Origin of the sequence: Kitasatospora brasiliensis (assembly GCF_032654805.1) — a bacterium.
Taxonomy (GTDB): domain Bacteria; phylum Actinomycetota; class Actinomycetes; order Streptomycetales; family Streptomycetaceae; genus Kitasatospora; species Kitasatospora brasiliensis.
Genome location: NZ_JAUOOW010000008.1, coordinates 286,914 through 301,356, shown reverse-complemented (window position 1 = coordinate 301,356; position 14,443 = coordinate 286,914). Strand labels below are relative to the sequence as shown.

General features: G+C 74.1%; 13 protein-coding genes. 9 read left to right on the top strand and 4 right to left on the bottom strand.

The annotated features are described in order from the left end of the window. Positions 1 to 25: 25 nt before the first annotated feature. From cas3 to QWJ13_RS30015, 5 genes are all read left to right on the top strand, one after another. Positions 26 to 2,698, top strand: a complete 2,673-nt coding sequence (gene cas3 / locus QWJ13_RS30035; RefSeq protein WP_316528417.1) for a CRISPR-associated helicase Cas3' — start codon at positions 26 to 28, stop codon at positions 2,696 to 2,698. A gap of 411 nt (positions 2,699 to 3,109) precedes the next feature. Beyond that, entirely contained in the window at positions 3,110 to 3,397 is a 288-nt protein-coding gene (locus tag QWJ13_RS30030) for a hypothetical protein (RefSeq protein ID WP_316528416.1), read from the top strand. A gap of 52 nt (positions 3,398 to 3,449) precedes the next feature. Further along, positions 3,450 to 3,698, top strand: coding sequence for a hypothetical protein (locus QWJ13_RS30025; protein WP_316528415.1), 249 nt, complete (start codon positions 3,450 to 3,452; stop codon positions 3,696 to 3,698). A gap of 149 nt (positions 3,699 to 3,847) precedes the next feature. Continuing rightward, the gene (locus QWJ13_RS30020) at positions 3,848 to 4,153 is read left to right on the top strand and encodes a hypothetical protein (protein WP_316528414.1); all 306 of its coding nucleotides are present in this window, start codon (positions 3,848 to 3,850) and stop codon (positions 4,151 to 4,153) included. Continuing rightward, positions 4,150 to 5,145: an iron-containing redox enzyme family protein gene (locus tag QWJ13_RS30015; RefSeq protein WP_316528413.1), complete on the top strand. Its 996-nt coding sequence runs from the start codon at positions 4,150 to 4,152 to the stop codon at positions 5,143 to 5,145. Before QWJ13_RS30020 ends, QWJ13_RS30015 begins: the two co-directional genes overlap by 4 nt. Here the strand turns inward: QWJ13_RS30015 and QWJ13_RS30010 are convergent. Together QWJ13_RS30010 and QWJ13_RS30005 are read right to left on the bottom strand one after the other, a co-directional pair. Beyond that, positions 5,119 to 5,364 carry a CDGSH iron-sulfur domain-containing protein gene (locus QWJ13_RS30010; protein ID WP_432277631.1) on the bottom strand — a complete coding sequence of 82 codons (246 nt, stop codon included), beginning with the start codon at positions 5,362 to 5,364 and terminating at the stop codon, positions 5,119 to 5,121. The genes QWJ13_RS30015 and QWJ13_RS30010 overlap by 27 nt on opposite strands. A gap of 46 nt (positions 5,365 to 5,410) precedes the next feature. After that, complete coding sequence (locus tag QWJ13_RS30005; RefSeq protein ID WP_316528412.1) at positions 5,411 to 6,067, bottom strand: HemK2/MTQ2 family protein methyltransferase; 657 nt, start codon at positions 6,065 to 6,067, stop codon at positions 5,411 to 5,413. A gap of 419 nt (positions 6,068 to 6,486) precedes the next feature. Between QWJ13_RS30005 and QWJ13_RS30000 the strand changes: the two genes are divergently transcribed. Both QWJ13_RS30000 and QWJ13_RS29995 read left to right on the top strand, forming a co-directional pair. Beyond that, positions 6,487 to 6,948: an SRPBCC family protein gene (locus tag QWJ13_RS30000; RefSeq protein WP_316528411.1), complete on the top strand. Its 462-nt coding sequence runs from the start codon at positions 6,487 to 6,489 to the stop codon at positions 6,946 to 6,948. Continuing rightward, positions 6,945 to 8,576: a phytoene desaturase family protein gene (locus QWJ13_RS29995; RefSeq protein ID WP_316528410.1), complete on the top strand. Its 1,632-nt coding sequence runs from the start codon at positions 6,945 to 6,947 to the stop codon at positions 8,574 to 8,576. The genes QWJ13_RS30000 and QWJ13_RS29995 overlap by 4 nt, the downstream gene beginning before the upstream one ends. A 73-nt stretch (positions 8,577 to 8,649) precedes the next feature. Here QWJ13_RS29995 and QWJ13_RS29990 read toward each other — a convergent pair whose 3' ends face one another. Next, entirely contained in the window at positions 8,650 to 9,207 is a 558-nt protein-coding gene (locus QWJ13_RS29990) for a hemerythrin domain-containing protein (RefSeq protein WP_316528408.1), read from the bottom strand. Between the two features lie 372 nt (positions 9,208 to 9,579). Here QWJ13_RS29990 and QWJ13_RS29985 point away from each other — a divergent pair, with 372 nt between their 5' ends. Both QWJ13_RS29985 and QWJ13_RS29980 read left to right on the top strand, forming a co-directional pair. Further along, entirely contained in the window at positions 9,580 to 10,443 is an 864-nt protein-coding gene (locus QWJ13_RS29985; RefSeq protein ID WP_316528407.1) for a 2OG-Fe dioxygenase family protein, read from the top strand. Between the two features lie 373 nt (positions 10,444 to 10,816). After that, positions 10,817 to 13,030 carry a catalase gene (locus QWJ13_RS29980; protein WP_316528406.1) on the top strand — a complete coding sequence of 738 codons (2,214 nt, stop codon included), beginning with the start codon at positions 10,817 to 10,819 and terminating at the stop codon, positions 13,028 to 13,030. Between the two features lie 292 nt (positions 13,031 to 13,322). On the opposite strand, the gene QWJ13_RS29975 is transcribed toward QWJ13_RS29980, so the two are convergent. Further along, positions 13,323 to 14,438 (bottom strand): terpene synthase family protein, encoded by a 1,116-nt coding sequence (locus QWJ13_RS29975; protein ID WP_316528405.1) that lies wholly within the window; start codon positions 14,436 to 14,438, stop codon positions 13,323 to 13,325. Positions 14,439 to 14,443: the final 5 nt, after the last annotated feature.

The window sequence follows — 14,443 nt, the reverse complement described above, 5'->3', positions numbered from 1 at the left end:
GAACCCAGTTCTGGGGAGGAGTTCAGTGTTCGATCCGCGCGTTGCCGGTAAGCGGCGTGGCCTGTCGGGGCCGTACCCGTTGGTGTGTCACCTGGCCGACACCGCAGTGATCGCGGGCACGTTGTGGGATTCCTACCTGACGTCCTCCCAACGGGGGATGATCGCGGAGGGGTGGGATGTGGACCTGATGCGGGCGCGGCGGCTGGTGATGCTGGCGGGGGGCCTGCACGACACCGGGAAAGCCGTCTGCTGCTTCCAGCGACGAATCGAAGGGACGGCAGGGCTGCTGGCCGACCCCCGGTTCCCGGCGCCGGCGGGCTGGATGCACGACGAGTGGATCCCGCACCAGGTGGCGAGCCACTGGACGCTGCCGCAGATCCTCACGGGGCTGGGGTGGCCGCCGGTCGAGCGTCCGTGGAGGTCTGCGGCGCATCAGTTCGCGCAGATCCTCGGCGGCCACCACGGCGTGTTCGGTGAGGCGCTGTCGCCCGCCGCGATGGTCGATCCGGTGAAGGCACTGCGCGGGCTGGGTGCGGATGGCTGGGCCGAGCAGCGCGAGGCGCACGTGCGGGCGGTGTTCGAGGTCTGCGGGGCGCCGGCGGCGCCGGAGCGACTGCTGCCCGCGGGGGCGGCGGTGGTGGTGACCGGCGTGGTGGTGCTGGCGGACTGGCTGGCCTCCGACACTCGGCAGGTGCGGGGTCGACTGGACGCGTGGAACGGCGACCTCGCCGCGCACGTCGCGCGGATCCGGCAGCGGGCGCCATGGATTCTCGCGCACGCCCAGCTCGCGGCGCCGGCGTGGAAGCCGGTCGATTCCTTCACCGGCCTGTTCCCTGACATCGAGCACCCGTACCCGTTGCAGGCCGACGTGGCCAAGCGGCTCAAGGACCTGGTGGACGGGCCCGGGCTGGTACTTGTCACCGCGCCGACCGGCGAGGGGAAGACCGAGACCGCTCTCTTCGCCGCCCGGGTCCTCGGCGCGGCAGCGGGGGTGGGCGGCCTGGCGGTGCTGCTGCCCACGATGGCGACCACTGATGCGATGTGGCGTCGGGTGAAGAAGTTCACCGCCCGCGCCGCCGAGGTCGGGACGCCGGTGACGCTGCTGCACTCGATGGCGTGGTTGAACGAGGACTACGACCCGGAGCGGGACGAGGTGGTGGCCGACGGCTGCGTGTCGACCGAGGCCGCGCAGTGGCTGCGCGGGCCGCACCGAGGGCTGGCGGCCGGGGTCGCGGTCGGCACTTGGGACCAGGTGGCGCTCGCGGCGCTGCCGGTGCGGTTCAACGTCCTGCGCTGGCTGGGACTGTCGGGTAAGACACTGGTCATCGACGAGGCGCACAGCTCCGACGCGTACGGGCACCGGCTGACGCAGCGGTTGCTGGAGTGGTGCGGCCACCTGGGTATCCCGGTCGTCCTGCTGTCGGCGACTCTGACCGGCCGGACCGCCACCGACCTCGTCGGCGCCTATCGGGCCGGCGCCGGCCACCCGGGCACGGAGCCGATCGTCTCACCCTACCCAGGCTGGGTCCACGTCTCCGCGGTGACCGGGGAGGTCACCGCGCACGGGCCGCTGCCCACCACCAGGGAGCGAGACCTCGCCGTCGACCACCACATCACCCGGCACACCCATGACCCGGCGGCGCCCGTCGGCCGCGCCGCCCGGATTCTGTCGGAACTCCGGCCCGCCGCCACCGGGAAGGGCTGCGCGCTGGTGGTGTGCAACGTCGTCGCCGACGCCCAGGCCACCCGCAGGATGCTCGCGGAGCAGTGGGGTGAGGACGGCCCGCAGATCGTGCTCCTGCACGCCCGGCTCCCGATGTGGCAGCGGATCGAGCGCACCGCCCTGATCGAGGGCATGGTCGGGTCGAAGGGCACCCGCCAGGCCAGGCCGCTCGTGGTCGTGGCGACCCAGGTGGTGGAGCAGTCCCTCGACTGGGACTTCGACGTGGTCGTCTCCGACCTCGCCCCGATGAGCCTGCTCCTCCAGCGCGCCGGGCGGTGCCACCGCCACGACCACCCGCGGCCCATCTGGGCGCCGGTGCCACGGCTCGTGGTCCTGTCCCCGCCGGGCGGCCTGCCCGCACCCCACTGGGGCGACGTCTACGACACCTCCTTGCTCCGGCGGACGTGCGAGGCGCTTCGTGGCCTTGGCGGGCCGATCGCGATCCCGGGGGCGGTGCCGGGCCTGATCGCCGATGTGTACGACGCGGCCTGGGATCCGGACCGAATGGACGGCGACGACGCACAACGTCTGGCAGGGGAGCAGGCCCAGGCCGCAGCCGCCGACATGGCGATGATCCCGCCACCGGCCCGAGTCAAGGACCTCTACCCGCTGACCTCAGCCCTGGACCCTCACCTCGCCGTCACCCGCCTGGGCGGTGAGTCGAAGCGCGTCCTGCCCGTGTGGCCCACCGACGCCGGCGACGGCTGGACCTTCGTCACCGCCGACGGCCCGACCAAGCTGGCCGACCACCCAACCAAGGAGGACCTGCGCGCGATCATCCTCTCCACCGTCCAGGTTCGATCGACCTGGCTCGCCGGCGCCGGACCCGAGACGCTCCCGCCAGGCCCGTGGCAGGACATTCCCGCACTGCGCGACATCGCCCTCATCCCCCACGACCAGGAGACCGGCGGATGGTGCGCCCCGGACAATCGGATGATCCGCCTGGACCTCCAGGACGGCATCATCCGCGAGTAGCGCATCTTCATCAGTCGGCTGGAGCACAGCCGGCTGCCCCTCTGGTGATGAGTACCCGCTGGCCGAGGCGGAGGGGCCGGACCTGTTGGGCACGCCGGTCGCGGTCGAGTGGTCGGAGCCGGCGAGGACGGGCGCGCCCGCCAGTGCGGTGAGGAACGGTCGGCGGATGCGGTGGTGGGCGATGAGGTGTTCGCCCGTGCGCTCCGTGGTTTCGCTGCTCGGGGTGGCCGGCGATGCCCAGCTTCCATGATCCATTGCCGTGTGCGGGCCCTGGGTCTGCGTGTGGCGTGCGGAGGAGTTCTAAGGTGTCGGAGTGGCGGTGCTGATACGCCGCCACCGGGCGCGTCCCTGGGGCGTGCCCACCGGGTCCGGCGTCCGGTCGGGCCGCCCCAGGAGGAAGGGCAGACACGCATGACAGCGACTGTGCACGTCGAATCATTGGGGGACCACGAGTACCTCGTCAGGGTCCGCAAGGGCGCCGAGGAGGCGACGACGCGGCTCCAGGCCGGTGAGGGCGCGCTCGATCAGCTGGACCTTCCGGGTGCCGACGAGGTGCGGGTCGTTCAGGAGACCATGGCCTTCCTCGCCGAGCGGCAGCCGGTGATCGACATTCCCCCGATGATCGACCTCGACGACCTGGCGGCCGCCTACGGAGACCTGTACATCGAGGACCTGCGCCGTCGGCTGAACCTGCTCTGAACCGCCGTCGGGTCCTCCGTGGCCCGCGCGCGGAGGACCCGACGCGGTCTCGTTGCCCGGTTCCGGCGGCCGGATCTTCATGATGGCCAGCGGTGGGTTCGCCCTTTCCCTGATGCCCGAGATGGCCGCCGACCTCGGCACGTCCACCCCTCGAATCGGCTATCTGGTCACCGTGTTCGCACGCGCCATGGCCGTCGGCGGACCGGCCCTCCTCCTTCTCCTGGCGCGGCTCACGCCGCGGTCGACCGTGCTGATCCTCTTCGCCACCTTCCCCCCAAGGCCGGCCGGTCAGAGGCCCTGACGAAGACCCGACGAAGACCCGACGGTGGGCCGCGCGGGTCCCCCCGGGGGGCCTCCGGCCGCCGACGGGATCCGCGCGTTAGAACGCGCGCCGTCCGGGCACCCGCCCCGGACGAAAGCGGGGGCGGACCCGGAGGGCAGGAGGACGCGATGGACCGGCGGGAGCGGGAGGAACTGCTCGGGGTCGAGCGGGAGCTGCGGCGCGACCACGCGCTCGACGCCCGGTTGCGCGGTTTCGGGTTCGGGCTGCGCGCCAAGGTGTGGGCGCTGATGTGCGGAGTGCGGCCCAGGGGCGTCCTCGGGCTCGCGGTGCTCTCGTTCGGCCTGCTGGTGGTGGGCCTGCGGACGTGGGCCGCGCCCGTCCTGTGGGCGTTCAGCGGCTGCTTGGCCCTGACGCTCGCGATCGCCTTCGCCGTGCTCTGCGCCTGCGCCGACGGACGGGGGAAGGCGCGGTGAGCGCGCTGCCCGCCGCCCGTGGACCGCTGTCGGCGGCGGTGCTCGCCCTGCTCACCGCCGGACCGCCCGCGGCCGGGCGTCTGCTCGCCGCGCCGGGCACCTTCGCCGAGCCCTGGGGCGAGGACCACCAGCTGGCCCTGCACCTGTGCTACGAACTCCACGACCGAGGACTGCCCGGGGTCTGGGACGGCTGGGAGTGGGATCCCGAACTCCTGCGGTTCCGGCAGGAGCTGGAGCGCCCGTTCCTGGCCGCGGTGCGCGCGGAGGCGGAGCCCGTGCCGCCGCTGCGGGAAGCCCTGGAGGCGTTGCTCACCGAGCCGCCCGACGGCACCGGCCCGTCGTACTTCCTGCTCGCCGAGGGAGAGCGCCGCCACGCCCGCGAGTACCTGGTGCACCGCTCGGTCTACCACCTCAAGGAGGCCGATCCGCAGCTGTGGATGCTGCCGAGGATCCACGGCTCCGCCCAGGCGGTGCTGACGGCGATCCTCTACGACGAGTACGGCGCCGGACGGCCGGAACGGGCGCACGCGTCGCTGTTCGCCCGGATGATGGCCGCCTTCGGCCTCGATCCCGGCTACGGGCACTACCTGGACCTCGTTCCGGCGCCGACCCTGGCGGTGGTCAACCTGATGACGCTCCTGGGCCTGCACCGGGCGTTGCGCGGTGCGGCCGTCGGGCACTTCGCGACCGTCGAGATCACCTCCTCGCCGGGCTCCGCCCGTCTGGCGGCGGCGCTGGAGCGGCTCGGCGGGGGGCCGGACGGCACCCTGTTCTACCGCGAGCACATCGAGGCGGACGCCGTCCACGAGCAGCTGGTGCGCCGCGGGGTCATCGAGGAGCTGGTCGCCGCCGAACCGCAGTGCGCCCGGGACGTGGCGTTCGGCTTCGCCGCGGCCGGGGTGGTCGACGGACGTTTCGCGGACCACCTGCTCGGTCGCTGGCGGGCCGGGCGCACCTCGCTGCGCTCACCCCTGCCCGACGACCCGCTCTGAGCCCCGCCCGTCCGCGTCCCGGCCCGGCGCCCCTTCGGCCCCTTCGGCCCCTTCCGCCGCGCGTCCCCGGGAACCCCGCCCCGGGCGGCCGCGCCGCCGGTGGCTGGTGTCGCAGAACGGGTAGATGCGGCTGCGGCGGCAGGCGCAGAGCGCCACCACGGGGCGCTCGGAGACACGCGTCGTCCCGTCCGGAAGGATCACCTCCACCGGTCCCTCCACCAGCAGCGGACCGCCGGGGACGACGACCACCCTGGTCGCCGGACGGTCAGCGTTCGCGGACACCGCGCACCACCACCAGCTCCTCCTCCCGCCGGCCTGGCCGGATCAGTCCGCGCTGCTCGAACAGGGCGGCCCGCGCGGTCATCACCGGTCCGAACGCCTGCCGCCGCCGCGCCGCCACCCCCGTGCGCAGCCCGGCCGCGCGCAGCAGGCAGAGCGTGGCGCGGATGTCCGCGAGCGAGGACTGCACCACCAGCAGCACGCCGCCGTGGGCGAGCAGACCGGGCACCTCGCGGCAGATCCGGTCCAGCACCAGCCGCCCGTCCGGTCCGGCGTCCCAGGCCAGGGCGGCACCGCGGCCCGCAGCGGCGGCCCCGGCGCGGACCGGGACGTACGGCGGGTTGGCGGTGACCAGGTCGTAGGTCCGGCCGGTGACCGGGGCCAGCAGGTCGCCCCTGCGCACCCGGACGCGCCGGTGGTGCAACCGGCTGTTGACCCAGGCGGTCGCGACGGCCCGGGCCGACAGGTCCACGGCGGTGACCCGGGCCCCCGTCCGGGCCGCCACGAGTGCGACGGCGCCCGTGCCGGTGCACAGGTCAAGCACCCGGCTGGAGTCGTCCAGCGGCTCCCGGCGCACGCACGAGGCCAGGAGCTCGGTGTCGCCTTGGGGCGGGTAGACCCCGGGTGGTCGGACGAGGTGCATGGCGGTTCACTTCCCGGTGTGGTGGATGGGCCCGTCCCGCCGGGCCGGGACGGCCCGGCGGGACCACCGGTGGGTGTGCGGGGGTGTGGTGTCCATACCGGGGCGGTTAGCCGGGCACCGGCCCGCCAAACCCGAAGGCCGAGGACGGACGCAACCCCCGGTACCCTCCACGGTCGGCCACCCGGGCCACCCGGGCCACCCGAGCCGATCGGGACCGTCGCGACGGACGGGGCGGACGGGACGTGTGGTGGGCCGCCAGACGGGCAGGCGCGTGGGCCGTACCGCCGTCTTCCGACCGATCCGGGAGTGGTCAGGAAAGCGCTCGTGTCCGAGGGACCGAGGAATGCCTCAGTCAGGGACGAGGGCGTCCTCCACCCCTGACCTCGCCCGCTCGTCAGCACACCGAAGGGGAAGAGACGATGGCCGTCCGTCATGTCCTGATCGACCGACCGCCCAGGGACGTGTGGCAGGTGCTGGCCGATCCACGCCGCTACTCCCGGTGGGTGCCGGGCACCTCCCGCACCGAACCGGCCGACGGCAGCTGGCCCGAGACCGGTGCCGGCCTGCGCTACACCGTCCGGGCCGGCCCCTGGGAGCTGGCGGGGCACACCGTCGTGCGCCGCTGCGAGGAGCCGCAGCGGCTGGAACTGGAAGCCTTCGCCGGTCGCCTGGGCACCGCACGCATCGCCATCGAACTGCTCGCCTGGGGCGGCGGCACCCTCGTGATCGTCGACGAACACCCCTTGCGAGGGCCGGGCAGCACCCTGCACGCCGCCCCGTCCGAGGCGCTGCTGCACCTGCGCCACCGCAGCATGCTGTCCCGCCTGGCCGACACCGTCGAGGACGGCCACCGGCCACCGGCCCGAGGAGGCGCGGCATGAACGACGCCGTCGTGATCGGTGCCGGACCCAACGGGCTGGTCGCCGCGAACGTCCTCGCCGACGCCGGCTGGCAGGTCGAAGTCCTCGAAGCGCAGGACCGCCCCGGCGGCGCGGTCCACAGCGACCGCGGCGTGCACCCGGACTACGTCCACGACGTGTTCAGCTCCTTCTACCCGCTCGCCGCGGCCTCCCCGGCCATCCAGGCACTCGCCCTCCAGGACTTCGGCCTGACCTTCAGCCGCGCGCCCACCGTCCTGGCCCACCCCCTGGCGGACGGGCGCTGCGCCCAGCTGTGCCAGGACGCGCAGCAGACGGCCGAGCTGATCGGGCGCGACTTCGGCTCCCACGACGCCCGGTCCTGGCAACGGCTGTCGCAGCTGTGGGACCACCTGGACCCGTGGCTGATCCGGGCGATGTTCGCGCCCTTCCCCCCGGTACGCGCCGGGCTCGCGCTGGCCGCCCGGGTGCGGGCCGCGGGCGGCCTGCGCCTGGCGAGGTTCGCGGCCCTGCCGGTGCGCCGCCTCGCCGAGGAGGAGTTCGACACCCAGGGCCCCGCCCTGCTGCTGGCCGGCTGCGCCCTGCACGCCGACCTGCTGCCGGAGTCCCCGGTCAGCGGCGTGTTCGGCTGGCTGATGGCCATGCTCGGCCAGCAGTACGGCTGGCCCGCTCCGGCGGGCGGTGCCCGCGCGCTCACCGACGCCCTGGTGCGCCGCCTGGAAGCGCACGGCGGACACGTGCGGTGCGGCGCCCGGGTGGAAGACGTCCTGATCCGCTCCGGGCGGGCGATCGGCGTGCGCACCGCCGGCGGCGAAACCGTCCGGGCCCGTCGTGCCGTGCTGGCGGACGTGGCGGTCACCACCCTGTACGGCGGCCTCGTCGGCTGGGACCGGCTGCCCGCCCAGCTGCGCCGGGACCTGCACCGCTTCCAGTGGGACTTCTCCACCGTGAAGGTCGACTGGGCGCTCGACGGCCCCATCCCGTGGAACTGCCCCGAAGCCGCCCGCGCCGGCACGATCCACCTGGGGGCGGACATGACGGAGCTGAGCGACTACGCGCTCCAGGTCACCACCGGGCGCGTCCCCGCCCGGCCGTTCGGCCTCCTCGGCCAGATGACCACCGCCGACCCCTCCCGTTCCCCCGCGGGCACCGAGTCCGCCTGGATGTACACCCACGTCCCCCAGCGCGTGACGGCCGACTGCGGCCCGGACGGCCTCACCGGCCGCTGGGACGAGCGGGAGAGCGCCGTGTTCGCCCGCCGGATGGAGGCCCAGGTCGAACGGTTCGCCCCCGGCTTCGGCGCCCGGGTGGTCGACCGGCGCATCCTCACCCCGCCCGCCCTGCAAGCCCTGGACGAGAACCTGGTCGGCGGCGCCATCAACGGCGGCACCACCGCGCTCCACCAACAGGCCGTCCTGCGCCCCGTCCCCGGCACCGGACGGCCCGAGACCCCGATCCGGGGCCTCTACCTCGCCTCCTCCTCCGCGCATCCGGGCGGAGGGGTCCACGGCGCCTGCGGGGCCAACGCCGCCCGCGCCGCACTGCGGGCGCGCCGGCCGGTCGTACGCCGGATCGCGGGGCCCGTTCTCACCGCCGCCCAGCGCGCCCTCGCCCGGCCGACGGGCACCTGAGATCCCGGGCACGAAGGGCCCCCGAGGCCGCCGTCCCGCGCGCCGACCCCGCCGTCCCGCGCGCCGGGGCTCGTCAGGGCGAGTGCTGCTGCCCGGAGGTGTCGTGCCCGCTGACGTGGTCCCGGAGCGCGGCGATGGCTCCGGTCCCCGGCGGAAGCCCCCACAGCGGTGCGCCCGGCTGCCGGGCCCACCCCTCGCGCATGCGGCGCTCGCAGGTCCGCAGCTCCTCCGCGGCGGCGCGGGCGCGCAGAGCGGGGAACAACCGTTCGTCCTCACCGCGTAGGTGGGCCCGGAGCAGGACGGCCAGAACGGTCACGGTGTGCCGGCGCCCGCCGGCGTAGAGCCGGTCGTCCTGGGCCCGGTCGAGGAGCCGGCGGATCGTGGCGTGGCTGCGGCCCGCGGCGTCCGCCAGCGCGTCACCGGCCGTGAGGCGCCGGCGGGCCAGCGGGTACAGATGGGTCTCCTCCACCACGAGGTGGGGGCCGAGGAGCCGCCGCAAGGAGCCCAGCAGCCGCAGGGCCTCACTGTCGTCACCGACGCCGGTCGTGGTGCGGGTCAGCTGGCGCAGCAACGCCTCGATGGCCCGGTGCTCGGCGGACAGCCGGTTCGGGAAGCCCTCGACACCGTTCATGGAGGCCTCCGTCTCGTGCCGGTCGCCGTACCGCCGGGTACGGACAGGCGGTGGAACCTCGGCGTCTGCCCGGACGCCCGGGTGACGTCGGCCGTCCCGATGGTTCTTCCGAAACCGGGACGTACCGGGCAGGTGCCCGGGATCGGCGTCCCCATTCCCCGCCGTCGGTCCGGAGTTCGCCGGCAGGGCCCGGGTGCGCGCCCCTCGGCGGCTACCCGCCCGCCGAGGCGATCGACGCGGGCGGCTCCGCACTCCGACCCCCACGGAGGCGGCCGCCGCACTCATCCGCACGGCGCACGCCACGGCGGTGCGGCCGCCCGGGGCGTGCCAGCGTGGAAGGCGACGACCGGACAGGGGCGGGGAATCGGACCCGTGTCGGAGCCCGGCCGGGAGCGCCGGGAGCAGCCGATGGACGAGAGCGCGGGCACGAGCGGCCCGGAGGGCGCAGCCCAGCCGGCCGGGCAGGCCATGAGGATCCGGCGGGACGGCTACGCCCGGCTGCGCGCCGCCGACCTGGGGATCGATGCCGGAGCCCTGGCGGAGGACTTCGCCGTGCTGGCCGCCGCCTACCGGGACCTGCCCCGGGATCCGTACGCGCGGGCGACCAACCGGTTCCGCCGCTACTCGCACGCCGTGTACCTGCCGTGGACCGGCGAGCTGTCCTACATTCCCGGCGCGCCCGACGAGGAGTTCGGCACCGTCACCGAGTACTGGCAGGACGAGCACAACCCGGAGTACCCGCGGGTGCTCCGGCGACTGCCCGACATCCCGCCCGCCCTGCGCGGCAACCGGCTGCTCGACGCCGTGATCCGCGCCGACCTGGGGCACGCGCTGTGGCTGGAGGACCTCCATCGCGTCCCGGTCTACGTCGGCGTGCACCTGATCGCGCTCGGCGTGCGCGACCAGCAGCAGATCGCGGTCTCCTCGCCGAACTGCCTGCACCAGGACGGCGGTTCACCGGCGACCTTCACCTTCGCCCACCTGATCGGCCGTCGGAATGTCGAGGGCGGCGAGAACGTCATCGCCACGCCGGGGAGTGCCGGGCGGCAGCCGGACGCCGTGCCGCCCGAGCACATCCACGACCGCTTCGTCCTGACCGAGCCGCTGGACGGCTACGGCGTGCACGACTGCCGCGTCAGCCACTACGTCGGTCCGGTACGGCTCGGCGGCGACGGCCAGGAGGGCCGGCGCGACATCCTGATCATCGGCATCGCCCCCTACACCCCCGGGCTGTAGCGATCGGCATTCCCGTCCGCGAGCCGGTGGTCCGACCATTCGGCAGCGATGCTCTGCCGGACGTGGGGCCAGGGCCCGGGCGCGGCGGCCAGGCGCTTCTCGTGCGTCGTCGAACGGCCGTGGATGCCGCGGTGGTCGGCCGAGGCCGAGCAGCGCCCGGGTGAACTGCGAACACGGTGCGTGATGGAGCTCCGCATCCGGGGGAGGCTCGTCGGGCCAGTGGTGGCCCCCTTCGCGGAGTCGGTCGCGTGCTCCGCCCGCGGCGGGGCCGGGTGGCGGACCGCCCGGGCAGCGACCGGGCGCCGTGGCGGCGAACCGCGTGTCCGGAGCCCCGCCGATTCCGGGGCGGGCCGAGTGTCTGATCGGAGTACTGATGGACGAGCCCAACCCCGTACGCCAGGAACAGGTGCCCGGTGCCCCCGGCCCGCAGACGCCGACCGTGGCGGAACCGACCGAGCCGCGGGCGCCGTTGCCGCCGAAGCCCGACCAGGAAGCGCCCGCGGCGGTGTCGGCGACAGGCCGGGCCGCCGGCACCGAGGCGGCGCGGGCCCAGAACGGCGGGTACCTGACCACGGCGCAGGGCGTGCGTCTGCCGGACAGCGACCACTCGCTCAAGGCCGGACCCCGTGGCCCCGTGTTGCTCCAGGACCATCACCTGCGCGAGAAGATCACGCACTTCGACCACGAGCGGATCCCGGAGCGAGTGGTGCACGCCCGCGGTGCCGCCGCCCACGGCGTCTTCCGCGGCTACGGCACGGCGGCGGGCGTGACCAAGGCGGCGTTCCTGGCCGAGGGGGTGGAGACGCCGGTGTTCGTGCGCTTCTCCACCGTGCTGGGGTCGCGCGGCTCGGCGGACACGGTGCGTGACACCCGCGGGTTCGCCACCAAGTTCTACACCGGCCAGGGCGTGTTCGACCTGGTCGGCAACAACATCCCGGTGTTCTTCATCCAGGACGCGATCAAGTTCCCGGACATCGTCCACGCGGCCAAGCCGCACCCGGACCGGGAGATCCCGCAGGCGCAGAGCGCGCACGACACGTTCTGGGACTTCGTCTCCCTGCACACCGAGGCCACCCACCACACCCTGTGGAACATGTCCGACCGCGGCATCCCGCGGTCCTACCGGATGATGGAGGGCTTCGGGATCCACACCTTCCGCCTGGTGAACGCGCAGGGCGCGAGCACGCTGGTGAAGTTCCACTGGAAGCCGAAGGCGGGGGTGCACTCGCTGGTGTGGGAGGAGGCGCAGCTGATCGGCGGCATGGACCCCGACTTCCACCGTCGGGATCTGGCGGACGCGATCGAGGCCGGGGCGTTCCCGCAGTGGGAGCTCGGCATCCAGACGTTCCCGGACCGGCCGGAGCAGACCTTCGAGGGCATCGACCTGCTCGACCCGACCAAGATCGTGCCGGAGGAGCTCGCCCCGGTCCGGCCGATCGGCCTGATGACGCTCGACGCCAACCCCACCAACTACTTCGCGGAGACCGAACAGGTCGCCTTCCACCCCGGTCACCTCGTCCCCGGCATCGACATCACCGACGACCCGCTGCTCTCCGGCCGGCTCTTCTCCTACCTCGACACCCAGATCACGCGGCTGGGCGGCCCGAACTTCGCCCAGATCCCGATCAACCGCACCCACGCCCCGGTCAACGACATGCTGCGCGACGGTTTCCACCAGGACGCCGTCCACAGCGGCGTCGCGCCGTACAAGCCGAACTCGCTCGACGGGGGCTGCCCGTTCTTCGCCGGTGCCGCCGAGCACGCCTTCGTCGAGCACCCCGTGCCGATCGCGGCCGGAGCCAAGGTGCGCGAGGCCCCTGCCTCGTTCGGCGACCACTTCAGCCAGCCCCGGCTGTTCTGGCTGAGCCTGAGTCCGGTGGAGCGCGAGCACGTGATCGCCGCCTACACCTTCGAACTGTCCAAGGTCTACGAGCAGGCGATCAGGGAACGCGTGCTGACCGTCCTGGCACGGATCGACGGCGAACTCTGCCGGGAGGTCGCCGCCGGCCTGGGCCTGTCGGCACCGGCCGCCACCGCGCACGTCGACGTCACCCCCAGCCCGGCCCTGTCCCAGCTCGGGCGGCGGTGGCCCGCGGCCGGCCGGGTGCTCGGCATCATCGCCGGTGCCGGCGGTGATGCGGCCGCCGTGCGCCGCGTGCGGGATGCCGCGCGTGCCGAGGGCCTGCTGCCGCTGGTCATCGGCCCCACCGGGGCACCGTTGGCCGACGGCCTCGGCGTGCAACGGACCTTCGCCGCCGCCCGCTCCGTCGAGTTCGACGCGCTCCTGGTGGCCCACGCTCCCGAGCCGGGTGCCGATGACCGTGGTGCGCGGGACGCCAAGTCCGGCGCGGTCGCGGGCGGCCGGCGGACGCTCGACTCCCGGGTCGTCCTGCTGGTGAACGAGGCCTACCGGCACGCCAAGCCCATCGCCGGCCTCTCGGACGCCCGCGCCCTGTGGGCGGCGGCGGGGGTCGATCCGCACGCGCCGGGCGTGTTCACCGAGACGGACGGCGAGCGGGCCCTCGCCGCGCTGGCCGGTCAACTGGGCACGCACCGCGTCTGGGAGCGCTTTCCCGCGGCGGGCTGACCTTTCGTCCCGCCCGCCCGCCCCGTGCCGTCGGCCACCGGTGGGGGCGGGCGGGGCCGGCGACACCGGTGGTGGCGAGGCCGGAGGCCGCACGAGCCACCGACGACCAGCGCCTGCTGGAGCTCGTCACCGATTGCCACCCTCGAACGGTGCGGCAGATGCGGTGGACGAACACCATGGTCAAAACCCTGTCACCCCAGCTGCTCACCGGTGCCTGACCACACCGGGCCTCCGGTTCCACGGCAGCGGCAGCGCGGTACCCGCGCACGCGTGCTGCCGAAGGCCCGCCGGTTCAGCGGAAGACGGCGCGGGTCTCGCGGTAGCGGGGGCTGTGCGTCTGCCAGACCCAGGTGGCGCGCAGGGCGTCCTGGGTGGTGCGCATGAACTCCCGCAGGTTCTCCGGCTCGCCGAGCCGGGAGACGGCCGTCGCCAGGGCGGCCGTCTCCTCAAGGAAGGCGGCGGTGTGCCGGCGGGTGCGGTCCATGGCGGCGGTGACGGCCTGGACGAGGGTGAGGTGGGGGTGGTTGAGGGCCTCGACGACGACGGCGTTGGCGTCGCAGCCCTCGCGCAGCTCCCGGGGGAAGGAGAAGAGGTCGTTGGACAGGCTGCAGACGGCGCAGATCCGGTGGAAGACCCGGCGCACCAGGGCGTCGGTGCCGGATTCGACGAGGGCGCGCCGGGCGAGGAAGCGGTCGGCGGCGAACTCGCCGAAGGTGATCGTGTACGGCATGCCGGACATGACGATGCGGCGCTCGGTGTACTCCTGGAGGCCGGGCAGGAGCCCGGAGGTGCGGGCGTTCTGGTCCCGGCACATCATCCCCAGGTGCGCGACCCACTGCCGGACGAACCGCTCGTACCACTCCGGTGTCGAGCCGTCGCGCAGCTCCGCCAGGACCAGCAGCACCGCCTCCTCGACCGAGTCGACCGAGTCGCCGGCGTCGCCGGAGCCGGCGGCGTCACCGTCACCGGCCGAGCGGCACAGCGCGATGATCCGCTCCCGCCTCCGGGCGGCGCGGGCGCGCTGCTCGTCGGACATGGCGGCGAACTTCTCGCGCCCGATGGTGTCGTCCAGGTACCAGTCGATCGCGTAGGTCTTGCCGATGGAGGTGAGGCGTTCACGGCTCGCGCGGGGGTTGAGGTAGGCGCCCATGTCGGTGACGTGGTCGCTGATGCCGGTCAGCCAGATGCCGTGCCGCCGGGCGAAGCGCCGTACGGCGGCCCCGCTGGCCTCCGTGTGCGGGTTGGGCGTGAACCCCCGGCAGTAGTCCTCGATGGCGAACCCGTCGTGGTCGAACATGTCCCGCAGGGCGAAAGGTTTCTCCACGAGCGAGGACAGGCGCTCGAACTCCGCCGGGAGCCGGGCGAAGCGCTCGGCGTGCACGGCCGTGTACGGGACGGTCTCGGCCATGGCGG

Coding starts and splice junctions, on each gene's coding strand:
- QWJ13_RS29975 (WP_316528405.1), bottom strand. CDS start 14,438: ATGGCCGAGACCGTCCCGTACACGGCCGTGCACGCCGAGCGCTTCGCC.
- QWJ13_RS29990 (WP_316528408.1), bottom strand. CDS start 9,207: ATGAACGGTGTCGAGGGCTTCCCGAACCGGCTGTCCGCCGAGCACCGG.
- QWJ13_RS29995 (WP_316528410.1), top strand. CDS start 6,945: ATGAACGACGCCGTCGTGATCGGTGCCGGACCCAACGGGCTGGTCGCC.
- QWJ13_RS30030 (WP_316528416.1), top strand. CDS start 3,110: ATGACAGCGACTGTGCACGTCGAATCATTGGGGGACCACGAGTACCTC.
- QWJ13_RS29980 (WP_316528406.1), top strand. CDS start 10,817: ATGGACGAGCCCAACCCCGTACGCCAGGAACAGGTGCCCGGTGCCCCC.
- QWJ13_RS30005 (WP_316528412.1), bottom strand. CDS start 6,067: ATGCACCTCGTCCGACCACCCGGGGTCTACCCGCCCCAAGGCGACACC.
- QWJ13_RS30000 (WP_316528411.1), top strand. CDS start 6,487: ATGGCCGTCCGTCATGTCCTGATCGACCGACCGCCCAGGGACGTGTGG.
- QWJ13_RS30020 (WP_316528414.1), top strand. CDS start 3,848: ATGGACCGGCGGGAGCGGGAGGAACTGCTCGGGGTCGAGCGGGAGCTG.